The organism is uncultured Nevskia sp., assembly GCF_903885465.1.
Lineage (GTDB): Bacteria > Pseudomonadota > Gammaproteobacteria > Nevskiales > Nevskiaceae > Nevskia.
This window is the reverse complement of the sequence record NZ_CAISIQ010000287.1, coordinates 1-11,436: the sequence shown is the minus strand read 5'-3', so window position 1 is coordinate 11,436 and position 11,436 is coordinate 1. Positions and strand designations below refer to the sequence as shown.

General features: G+C 64.9%; 7 protein-coding genes. 4 read left to right on the top strand and 3 right to left on the bottom strand.

Annotation, left to right across the window (positions count from 1 at the left end):
• The 3 genes from QZY06_RS10825 to QZY06_RS10815 all read right to left on the bottom strand — a co-directional run.
• On the bottom strand, positions 1-617 hold a 617-nt coding region (locus QZY06_RS10825), incomplete at its 3' end, for a cellulase family glycosylhydrolase (protein WP_295683994.1).
• 93 nt (positions 618-710) lie between these two features.
• Positions 711-2,591 carry a cellulase family glycosylhydrolase gene (locus QZY06_RS10820; protein WP_295683991.1) on the bottom strand — a complete coding sequence of 627 codons (1,881 nt, stop codon included), beginning with the start codon at positions 2,589-2,591 and terminating at the stop codon, positions 711-713.
• A 294-nt stretch (positions 2,592-2,885) separates the two neighbouring features.
• Positions 2,886-6,956 carry an amino acid adenylation domain-containing protein gene (locus tag QZY06_RS10815; RefSeq protein WP_295683988.1) on the bottom strand — a complete coding sequence of 1,357 codons (4,071 nt, stop codon included), beginning with the start codon at positions 6,954-6,956 and terminating at the stop codon, positions 2,886-2,888.
• Between the two features lie 152 nt (positions 6,957-7,108).
• On the opposite strand from QZY06_RS10815, the gene QZY06_RS10810 reads away from it, so the two are divergent.
• The 4 genes from QZY06_RS10810 to QZY06_RS10795 form a co-directional block, all read left to right on the top strand.
• A complete protein-coding gene (locus QZY06_RS10810; RefSeq protein WP_295683986.1) occupies positions 7,109-8,020 on the top strand; it encodes an SLBB domain-containing protein in 912 nt (303 codons plus the stop codon).
• Entirely contained in the window at positions 8,020-9,480 is a 1,461-nt protein-coding gene (locus QZY06_RS10805) for a hypothetical protein (RefSeq protein ID WP_295683983.1), read from the top strand. The genes QZY06_RS10810 and QZY06_RS10805 overlap by 1 nt, the downstream gene beginning before the upstream one ends.
• Complete coding sequence (locus tag QZY06_RS10800) at positions 9,477-10,187, top strand: CpsD/CapB family tyrosine-protein kinase (protein WP_295683980.1); 711 nt, start codon at positions 9,477-9,479, stop codon at positions 10,185-10,187. Before QZY06_RS10805 ends, QZY06_RS10800 begins: the two co-directional genes overlap by 4 nt.
• A 1-nt stretch (position 10,188) precedes the next feature.
• A partial coding sequence (locus QZY06_RS10795; protein WP_295683977.1) for an O-antigen ligase occupies positions 10,189-11,436 on the top strand: 1,248 nt, incomplete at its 3' end.

Sequence of the window (11,436 nt, the reverse complement as noted above, 5' to 3'; positions counted from 1 at the left end):
TTCAGGAACGGTTCGTTGAACAGTTCGAACAACACCGCCGGGTTGTTCTTGAACTGTGTTGCCACGGCAGTCCAGAAGGCCAGCGAATGATCCTGGTTGGCCATCTGGGTCTGCAGCATCGGGCAGGCATCCCCGGGTGCGCTCCAGTGCAGATCGAGAATGACGTAGAGGCCGGCGGCCGTCGCCGCAGCCACTTGGTCCTGCACCGCCTTGCGATAGTTGTTGCCCGGATCAGGCTTGCGGGTGATGCCGGCGGTATCGATGCAATCGTGACCGAGCCAAGACGCTTCATTCAACGGCAGCCGCACGGTATTGGCGTTCCAGCTTCGGATCGCCGACCACTTCGGCCCGCCGGGTTGCCCGGCCTGGGCACCGGACGGATCCTTCGGACTCCAGCCCTGGATCGCTACCGATTCGAAGCCGCTGTAGCTGACCCCACGCAGGCGCATCGGCTTGCCGGCGGCATCGATGAAGTGCCGGCCTTGAACCCGTACCGACAGCGCCGCTGCCTTCGGCGGCGACAGCGGCTCGGCCTGCCCGGCGAGTGGCGCCGAACAGGCCGGTGTCACCATCAGCTGCAGACCGACCAGCAGCAGCTTGCGCAGATTGCGAGGCATGGCGACACCGGAAGCGGAAGTGGACTTCAGCTTCTAGCGTGCGGACACGGCTATATCTGTTCGCTGGCGTACCCAAAGCAAGCGCCCGTCTGTTCAGCGCACCGTGAACGCGCTGGCTGTGAACGCGGCATGTGCCGGATTGAGGATGGCGAGTGCGCCGCTGGTTGCACCGGCCGGAATCGTGACCCGCACCTGGGTATCGCTGATCACGCTCAGACCGGCGTTGTGAGCGTTTCCGGCCCAGGCCGCATTGGAGCCGGTGAAGCCTGCGCCATTGATGGTCACCACGGTGCCGACCGGTCCCGAGGCCGGCGAGAAGCTGCTGATGGTTTGCTGCGGGAATGCCGTCGGCGCCGGGGTTGGTGTGGGGGGCGGCGTCGGGCTGGGTGTCACAGCCTTGCTGCCGGTGATGGTCACCGTCGCGCTGCTGATCGCGCCCAGTGTCGCGCCGCCGGTGGCGTCGGCCAGATTGATGGTGAAGTTCCGGGTGCCGCTGAAGGGAGTTTTCTTGACATTGATGATGATGCTGCGCGTGCTGGTGTCACCGGCCGCCCAGCGCAGGACGCCGCTGCGCGCGACGTAGTCGCTGCCGGCCTTGGCGCTGCCATCGGCGGTATAGCCGCGCACGGTGACTACCGCACTGGCGTTGCCACTGCGACTGAGCTTGACGGTCAACGCGCCGACGCTCTGCGCCACCGCGTACTCGCTGGCCGACAGCGCCAGGGTCGCGCCACTGGTCGGCACCGGCGTTGGAGTCGGTGCCGGTGTCGAACTGGCGCCGGCCCAGTGCCTCTGCAGCAGCGCCAGCTTGTCCTGGCGAACCTGGAGCTGGTCATCGAGGATGCCGCCGGTATCGCCGCTGTTCGGCGTGTAGCACCAGTAGAAGCTGTTGCGGATGCCCTTGCCCTGCAGGTAATCGACCAGAGCGTTCTGCCAGGCAACATCCGCCGCACCGACGCCGCCCTGACCGTAGCGGCCACCCCACTCGCCGATCACCACCGGATGTACGGCGGAGAACTGGCCGAACAGCGTGTCCCAGTCGGCCTTCAGATTGTTCGGAAAGTTGGACGCCGCAAACGAGCTTTTAACGTAGACATCTGGCCCGTAGGTGTGTGGCGACAGCACCAGTTTGGCGAGTGGGATGTTCAGCGGCTGATAGGCCTGAGGCTGGAAGTTCTCGCCCCAATTGACCGGCACATTGGAGTTCTCGATGCTGTCGTAATTGCCGGTGATGCCCTGCACGAAGATCAACAGATTCGGATTGGCATTCAGCACCGCTGTCGCTGCGGACTCGACGGCTGGCTTCCAGAAATTCACCGGATCGGCAGCATTGGCGTCGCCGGTGCTCCAGCGCACGATGCCGTTCGGCTCGTTGTAGACGTCGATCGCGAAGAAGTGACTCAGGTTCGCGTAACGGCTGGCGACGAAGGCCAGATCACGGCGCCAGTCATCGGCGGTGTAGGCGCGGTTGTTGTAGATCAGCGCGTAGTCGGCCGGATTCGACACGAACCAGGTCGGATACTGCCGCTGCTTGGAGACGCTGTGGAAATCGAGCATCACATACAAGCCCTGGCGATCGGCCTCGGCCATCCACAGATCCATGACCTGCAGCGGCGTCTTGCCGAGCAGTTCCGGATTTCGACCAGGATCGACATAGCTGAGCTGGTCGACCGGCGTGGTGTTGTACAAGGTGTCCGGCACGAATGGCAGACGCACCGCATTGAAACCCAAGGCCTTGATCTGGGCGATCTGTTCCTTCCAGCCCATCGCCCACAGGAACTGCGGCTGCAGGATGTCGGCATTGAAACCGTAGTGACTGATGCCGCGAACCTGAAACTCCTGGCCGGCCGGATCGTAGAGCTTGCCGCCTTGGGTGAAATAACCGGCGGCGTTGGCCATCGGACTGATCAGCAGGCTGACCACCATCAGAAACTGAAGGCCGCACGGGGCCAGCAACGAACGAATCGTTTTCATGAAAGACGCACTCCTTGTGGGAGGAGCGACCCTTGAGGGGATGACGCTTTACCAGCGCATGGGCTGGCAGCTGCAATGGCGTCTGGGGTCGCCCCGGATTCCCGATAAGTGCGGTTTACCACTTAGCAGCGGACGCGCTGCCGGTTTCCGGCCGATCACGGCTTGAGCGGTAGCCCTCGCCGTCTGTGCGGTAGCCCACGGCTGTTTGGGGATGCGAAACCGGCTTCAGGCTGCGCAGACTCAACGTCGGTCAGTCCGGAAAGCTAGAAAATGGACCTCGGCAGCTCGGGTCGGTTACCGGGCCGGCACCGTTGCCAGCATTGTTTCGATGACCTGCGCCAACCGTTTAACGCCAGGTTCCTGGAAGACACTGAAGTGGTCGCCGTCGACCACCACCACGGTGACGCCGGCTTCGACGAACGTCGCCCAGCCCATCTGCGGATCGAGAAAACGCCCGGAGGGTTCCTGCGAGCTGCGGAACAGCACCATGTCACCGGCGTAGCGCTGCGGCTCGAAGGCTGCGACGGCCGCTTCGAGGTATTCCAACAACCATCGATCATATTGCCGGCTGCTCAGCGGCAAGCCAGCGACCATCGGCTCGGTACGCGCCTCCGGCCTGCCGCCCAGCCAGCGGCGCAGCTTGCGGAAGCTGCTTCGATTGCCGATGAACGTCGCCCAGCGGTGTTCGCTGGCCTGCGCCCGTGCCCAGTCGGCGCTGATCAGCTGCCAGCGAAAGGCGTAATCAGCAAGCAGCGACCGCGGCCAAGGCAGCCGTTCGAGATAGTGCGGCGCCCAAGTATCGAACAGGATCAGCCGGCCGATGCTGTGGCCGGACGCCTGAAGTTGGCGCGCAACCTCGAAAGCCAGGGTACCAGCCACGCACCAGCCGAGCAGGTGATACGGGCCGGTCGGCTGCACCCGGAGGATCAGTTCCGCGTAGCGGCCGGCGATGTCGGTCAAGGTCTGCGGCAAGGTTGCCTGGGGTAGCGCCGGATCGAACAGCTGCAGCGAGATGAACGGCTGATCCGGCCCCAGATGCTTCGACAGGCCGTAGTAGATGCCGGTGTTGTTGAGCGCGATCAACGGCGGCCGCCCGCCCTGGGTCTGCAGCCGGACCACCTGGCGGAAATCGAAGGCGCGGCTGTCGCCCTGGGCCAGCAGCGCAAGCTGCCCGACGACGGTCGGACTGCTGAACAGCGAAGCCAGACTGAGCCGGGTGCCGAACTCGGCTTCGATTCTGGCCAGCAGTTGCACGGCGAGCAGCGAATGTCCGCCGATCTCGAAGAAGTTGACGTCCCGGCCGACCGTCGCCAGTCCCAGCAAGCTGCACCACAGTCTGGTCAGGCGCAGTTCCAGCGAGCCGTCCTCGGTCGTCGTCGGTGCGGCGGATGAGGTTGCTGGTTCTGGTTCCAATTGAGCGGCCGGCGCAGGCAGCCTGGCGCGGTCGATCTTGCCGTTCGGCATCCGTGGCAGGCGCTCCAGTACGATCAGCGACGCCGGGCACAGATAGGCCGGCAAGCTCAGGCGCAGCGCCGCCTGCAAGGTGTCGGCGAAGCCTGATGGTGCTGGCGGATCGGCGACCACGCAGGCCATCAGCACGCCCGTGCCGCTGGCGTCCGGGGCGACCACGGCGACGCAGTCGGCAATTCCCGGTTGTGCCAACAAGGCGGCTTCGAGATCGCCCAGCTCGATGCGGAAGCCGCGCAGCTTGATCTGCCGATCAGCCCGACCGAGAAAGTCGAAGCTGCCGTCATCGCGTCGCCGAACCCAGTCGCCGGTGCGGTACAGGCGCGAGCCCGGGCGAAACGGGTCAGCGACGAAGCGCTGAGCGTTCAGTTCCGGCAGGTTCAGATAGCCCGGAGCCAGGCCATCGCCGCCGATGTACAACTCGCCGGGGGTTGCCGGCGGCGTCAGCTCGCCGCGTTCATCGAGCACGTGGAAACGGGTGTTGGCGATCGGCGGCCCGATGGCCACCGACGTAGGCGCTGATGGCGGCACTGATGGAAGCCCGCTGGGCGCCGTGGTGACCCGCAGCGCCGACGACCAGATCGTGGTCTCGGTCGGCCCGTAGAGATTCCACAGCTCGCCGCCGCCTTCCATCAGGCGATCCGCCAGCTGGCGCGGCAATGCTTCGCCGCCGCACAGCATCCGGAAGCCCGGCGCGGCCTGCCAACCGGCCGCCAGCAGCAACTGCCAGCTGACCGGCGTCGCCTGCATCAACGTCACCTGATGGCGCTCCAGCAGGCCGCGCAGCACTTCGCCATCGGCCGTGTCCTGATCCTGCGCGAGGATCACCGTGGCACCGACGATCAGCGGCAGGAACAGCTCCAGTGCGGCGATATCGAAGGACACCGTGGTCACTGCCAGCAGCCGCTCGCCAGCGTCGAGCCCAGGTTCGTGGCGCATCGACCACAACAGGTTGCACAGCGCCCGATGGCTGATCGGTACGCCTTTCGGCCGACCGGTGGAGCCCGAGGTGTAGATCAGGTAGGCAATGTCGTCGGGACCAGGCCGCGACGGCGGACCGTCATGGGCCTGGCCGGCAGCGTCCTTCGGCGCATCGACCGCCAGCACCTCGGCAGCGTTGGCAGGCAGACGGGCGAGCAGCGCTTGCCGGCTCAGTACCAGTGCCAGTCCGGCGTCGGCGACGATCTGGGCCAGGCGCAGCATCGGGTAGCGCGGGTCGAGCGGCACATAGGCTGCGCCGGTCGCGAGCACCGCGAGCAGCGCCACCAACAAGTCCGGTGAACGTTCGAGAAACACGGCGACCCGGCTGCCGGGCCCGATTCCCCGGCGCCGCAACCTCGCGGCAAGATCGTCGCTGGCAGCGACCAGGGCGCGATAATCGAGGCCGCGTTCACCACAGATCAAGGCGATGCTGTCCGGCCGCAGCCGCGCCTGTTCGCCGAACAAGCTGCAGACCGTCTGTTGCCGCGGATAGTCGGCTTCGGTGCCATTGCCTGCGGCGATCAACGCCTGCCGTTCGGCGTCATCGAGCATCGCCAGGCCGGCGATGTTTCGGCACGGATCGGCAACGATGCTGGACAGCAACCGAACCAGATGGCCGAGCAGCCGGTCCGCCGTTGCCGGTTCGAACAGGGCGCTGTTGAACTCGCAGGACAGCCACCAGCCGCCGTCCTGTTCGTTGAGCGCGAAACCGAGATCGTGACGGCTGCCCGCTGCGCAGGACGGCAGTTCGGTGAGCCGCAGTCTGGCCTGTCCAGCGTTGTTGAATTGAGCGAGCGGACGCTGGTGACATCCGAAATGCACTGAATACAGAGCGTTCCGGCTCAAATCTCGCGGCGGTGCGAGCAGTGCCAGCAGGCGCTCCACCGACACGCCTGAGTGGCGCTTTCCATCCTGCAGGCGCTGATGTATCTGCTGTAGCAGCTCGATGAAGCCTGGATCACCGGACAGATCACCACGCAGCAGGAGGACGCCGGCCCCCGGCCCGATCGCTGCAGCGGTGGTCCCGTCGATCGCGTCATCGGTCTTGTCGTCCAATGGCGAGTCGAACTGGCAGCCCACGGTGATATCGGCTTCGCCGGAGTAGCGATTCAGCAGCAGAAGCAGCGCTGCCAATGTGATGGTTGCCAGTGAACAGCCTTGGTGCTGTGCCATAGCCTGCAGGCGCGCAAGCAGATCGGCCTCGACTCGCTGGTAGCGAATGCCTGACTGCCAGGTCTGAACCGACGGCCGGGCATGGTCGGGATAGAGCTCGAAATGCGGCAGCCCGCTCAGTGTCCGCAGCCAATAGGCTTCGTCGGCCGCGACTGCCAGCTGATCCGGAGTCGCCAGCCAACTGCTCTTTTGCGGGTCGATCGGCAGTTCGACGCAGAGGCAGAGTTGAAGAAGTTCCTGCGCCAGCCGCTGCGCAGACCTGCGATCGCAGATCATCGCGTTGACAGTCAGCAGCAAGTGCGAGCGCCGCTCGCTGAACCGCAGCCGGGTCAGACGGAGCAGCGGTGGCACCGACAGATCGAAAGGCAGTCGGGCTTCAAGTTCGGCGAGCTGCCCCGCCCGTTCGCTGGCTTCGACCTCGGCCATGTCGCCGAGATCGATCACGCCTAGCCGGCAGACCGGACGACACTCGAGCCGCTGCAGCGGCTGCCCTTCCCGTTCGACGATGAAGGCTCCGAGAGCGGAATGGCGCTCGACCAGATCAGTCAGCGCCCGCTCCAGTTCCTGGTTCGGAAGCGCACCGTCCAGCTGCCAGCGCAGTGCGATATTCGAAGCCGGGTTACCCGAGTCCAGTCGCTGCATCACCCACAAATGACGCTGTGCGGCAGTACAGGGAAGGTCTTCGACGATGCAGTCCGAATCGTTCTGGACACGATTGTCGGCCTCCGGGCGGATTCCATTCACTGTTTTCGGATTCGTCGTGTATGGCCTGGTGACATTGCCAATGGACGTTAAAGGCTGACCGAAAATGCGTCGGTACGCTTGCGCACAGACGTTATGGAGGCCATCTCCTAAAACAGCGCATCGATATCGGTTCTCACGAGCACCTCTCTCCCGTGACTAGCAGCAATGCCCTGATTGTTGCCGGCCTGCTGGCTTGGCTGCCGGCTATGGCGCTTCAGCCAAGCCGTACTCCTGTTGTCGTCCGCGTGACCGAACAGAATGCCAATGGCACTGCCAGTGGCTCTGGCGCGGCGAATACGACAGCAGCGGCCGCCGATGGCAGTGGCGATGGCACGTCATCAATGCTGGTGCTCGGTATCGGGGACGCGGTCAGCGTGCAGGTCTACGGCAAGCCGGAGCTCGATACCACCACCTACGTGTCGGACGACGGCACTATTCCAGTGCCGCTGGCCGGCAATGTCGCGGTGCTCGGTCAGTCGCCGGCGCGCGCCGGCCATAGCGTTGCGGCAGCGTTCCAGAAGGGTGGTTTTCTGGTCGATCCGCAGGTCACCGTGTTTCTGGTCCAGTTCCGCAGCCAGCAGGTGTCGGTGCTCGGCGCCGTGCACGCGCCAGGGCGTTTCGTTGTCGAGTCGAAAACCTCGCTGCTTGATGTCCTCGCCCAGGCCGGCGGCATCGCCGACAACGGTGCCGATACCGTGGTGCTGCTGCGCCCGGACAAGACCGGCAAGCTCAAGCGCTATCCGATCGATCTCGCCGGCCTCAGCCAGGAAGGCACAGCGCTACCTTCATTGAGCCTGCGAGGTGGCGATTCGATCTTCGTGCCACTGGCGGCGCAGTTCTACATCAGTGGCGAAGTGAAATCGCCGGACAAATACCGGCTGGAACCCGGCATGACTGTTGCCCAGGCGATATCGCGCGGCGGCGGAATTACCCCGCGCGGCAGCAGCCGCAAGGTCGAAATTCGCCGCAGCAAGCCAGACGGCAGCTATCAGCTGCTCGATAGCGGCATGGGCGACCCGGTGCAGGCCAACGACGTGATCCGCATCAAGGAGCGCCTGTTCTGATGCCGCCGGACGATCTCCCCGCATTTGCCGCAGCCTCAAGCCTGACGCCGTCGCAGGCGCGGCCGTTGATGCCACGCGACTTCAGCCATCCCGGCCTGTCGCTGAACCAACTGGCGGTGATCTTCTGGGCCTATCGCAGGCTGAGTCTGGCGATAGCCGCCGGCGTCGTGCTCAGCGTCGGCTTGATCTGTGCGATCTGGCCGCGCACCTACGAAGCCACGGCCGCGCTGATGGTCAACTTCGAGGTCAATGATCCGCTCGCCGGGCGCGAGTTTCCGGTTGGTCTGCTCGGCAGCTACATGGCCACCCAGGTCGAACTGGCGCGCGGTTCCGAGGTGCTGTTGCTGGTCATCGACCGGCTCGGGCTGGTCAACAACCGAACCTATGCCGCCGGCTACAACGGTGATGCCAGTGGCCTGCGCAACTGGGTAGAAACCCGTCTGCGCCGCGATCTAAGCGTCGAACAGGGCCGCTACGGCAGCCAGCTGATTTATGTCAGCTACGCGGCCGGCAAACCCGAGGAAGCCGCCCGGATCGCCAATGCCATCGCCGATGTCTATGCCGAGCAGCAGCATCTGCGTCTCAGCGGCCCGGCCACCGATCGCGCGACGCGGTACACCGCCCATGTCGCCGGACTGAAGGAGAAGGTCGATGCAGCGCAGGAGCGCGTGGCCCAGTTCAGGCAGCAAAGCGGGCTGATCGATTCCGATGCCCGCAACAACGTCGACCTGCAGCTGCTGTCGACGCTCGAGCAGCGCCTGCTGGAGGCGCAGAACGCCCGTCGGGTCGCGGCGGCGCGGGCCACTGGTGACCAGTCGGTCGGCAACCAGGTGCTCGCATCGACGATGGTCCAGTCGCTGAAAGCCCAGAGTGCGGTGCAGAACGCGAAACTTGCCGAACTGCGCGCCACACTCGGACCCAATCACCCGCAGATTCTCGAACTGCGAGCGCAGATCGTCGCCACCCGGCAAGCCTTGAATGCCGAGCTGCGGGCCTACTCTGGCAATGCCATCTCTGAGCTGTCATCCGCGCAGCAGTTGGAGAGCAGCCTGCAGAAGGCCGTCGAGGAGCAGCGCGCCAGCGTCATCAATGTCCGTCAGCTGCAGGGCGACGGCGCCAAGTTCCAGCTCGAACTGGACTCGGCGCAGTCGGTCTACAAACGCGCGCTCGACGGTTTCGACGAAATCATGTTCGCCTCCACCGGCGGCTACACCAATGTCAGTTTCGTCAGCCGTGCCAGCGCACCGCCGAAAGCGGCCAAGCCGAAGATCAAGGCGGCCTTGCTGCTGGCCTGCGTGATCGGCGGTGGCCTAGGCCTCGGCCTGCCGCTTTGCTGGGAGCTGCTCAACCGCCGGATCCGCTGCCGGGATGATGTCGAACGCGACCTCGGTATTCCGGTGCTGATCGAACTGGGGCCGCTCGTTAGCCACCAGCAGTTACCGGGTCAGGCGCCAGCATGAACGCCCCGACCAACATCACGCCGGCCATCGAGCCATCGCCGACCTGCCTGAAGTTGCCGGAGTTCGGCGACCATGCGGTGTTGCCAATGGACTATCTGCTGCACAGCCATGTACTCGATCAGTCGCGTATCGAGAAAGTGCGTCTGTTACGCACCGAATTGCTGATGCGTCATGAACACGGCGAGCGCGCCAACATGATGGCGGTGTTGAGCCCCTGCCCCGGCGAAGGGCGCTCGCAGCTGGCTGCCGAGCTGGCGATCTCCTTCGCCCAACTGGGGCGACCAACGCTGTTGATCGATGCCGATATGCGCAAGCCGCGTCAGCATCTGCTGTTCGGCGCCGACAACAGCATTGGCCTCAGCAATGCTCTGGCGCTGGTTCGGCGGCCATTGATGCAGACGGTGTCCGGCTTGCCGGACATGAGCCTGCTGACCGCAGGGCCCTTGCCGTCGAACGCTCTGGAACTGCTGTCCGATCACCGCTTCGAAGCCCTGGTTGGCGAATGGCAGCAAAGGTTTGCCTTCGTGATCTTCGACACGCCGCCGATCTGTCAACACGCTGATGGTCTGGCGATCGCCGCAGCGGTCGGTCGCCTGCTGTCCTTGAGTCGCGCCCGGCACACGCCGTATCGGGACACACGCGAAATGATGCGACGGCTGGGTGCCACCCGCTCGCGCATCCTCGGTGCTGTCATCAATCATTTCTGACATGGCGACCAGCCCGGCCTCAGCGTCAAGCCGACTCGAGCCCGGCGGCGACGCCAATACCGGTTACTGGACACGCGACGACCGCTATCAGTGGTTGACCGGGGCCATGGTCTGGCTGCTGGTAGTCCTGATGATCGTGCCCGAGGGCTTTGATTATGGCAGCCTGGCAAATGCTGGCGCCCCGGCTTCCGGCAGCCTGATCAGTCGGCTGCTGTGGCTGGTGTTGCTGGCGCTGGGCACGCTGATCCTGCTGCGGCGCGCAGGGTTCGGCTGGTTGCTGCTGCGCAAGTCCAGCGGCCTGCTGCCGGGCCTGCTGCTGGCTTTCGTGCTGCTGACCACAGCCAGCATTGGCTGGTCGATCGAGCCGGCGGTGACGGCGCGCCGGCTGATCCGGGTACTGACCATCGTCATCGACGCCGGTGCCCTGATTCTGATCGGCTGGCATGCGGCGCGCTTCCAGAATCTGCTCCGCCCGGTGATCAGCCTGGTGTTGCTCGGCTCGATCATCTTCGGTCTCGGCTGGCCGCAGCTGGCGATTCATCAGGACAGCTCGGCGGAGCTGGCCGGTGCCTGGCGCGGCCTCGCCAATCACAAGAACGGCCTCGGCGATATCGCCTGCATCGGCCTCATCCTGTGGTGCCATGCCTGGCTGACCCGGGAAAGCTCGGCGTTGATGGCGCTGCTCGGCGGCGTGCTGGCGCTGTCCTGTCTGCTGCTATCGCGCAGTTCGACCTCGCTGCTGGCCACGCTGATGGCGCTGTCCTGGTTGATCCTGCTGTTGCGTGCGCCGCCGGCGCTGCGCCGCTACATGCCGCATCTGATTGTGGGGTTCGTCAGCTTGCTGCTGCTGTACTCGCTGGCGCTGCTCGGCCTGGTACCCGGACTCGATCTGCTGCTCAGCCCGGTCAGTGCGCTGACCGGCAAGGACCTTAGCTTCACCGGCCGTACGGAGATCTGGCAGCTGGTGTCCGAGCACATTCGCCAGCAGCCCTGGCTGGGCTCCGGCTACGGCGCCTACTGGACCGGCCCGGTGATCAGTACGCCCTCCTATGCGTTCATCGAGCGCATGGCGTTCTATCCCGGCTCGGCCCATAACGGCTATCTGGAAATCCTCAACGATCTCGGTGTGCTCGGCCTGCTGCTGCTGTTGGTTTATCTGACCAGCTACCTCCGGCAGGCACTGCGGCTGCTCGGGCTGGACCGCAAGCAGGGGGCTCTGTATCTGGTGCTGTTCGTGCAGCAGGCGATC

What these genes read in the sequence shown, in the direction of transcription:
- QZY06_RS10820 (WP_295683991.1), bottom strand. Translation starts at nt 2,591, where the DNA reads ATGAAAACGATTCGTTCGTTGCTGGCCCCGTGCGGCCTTCAGTTTCTG.
- QZY06_RS10805 (WP_295683983.1), top strand. Translation starts at nt 8,020, where the DNA reads ATGCCGCCGGACGATCTCCCCGCATTTGCCGCAGCCTCAAGCCTGACG.
- QZY06_RS10800 (WP_295683980.1), top strand. Translation starts at nt 9,477, where the DNA reads ATGAACGCCCCGACCAACATCACGCCGGCCATCGAGCCATCGCCGACC.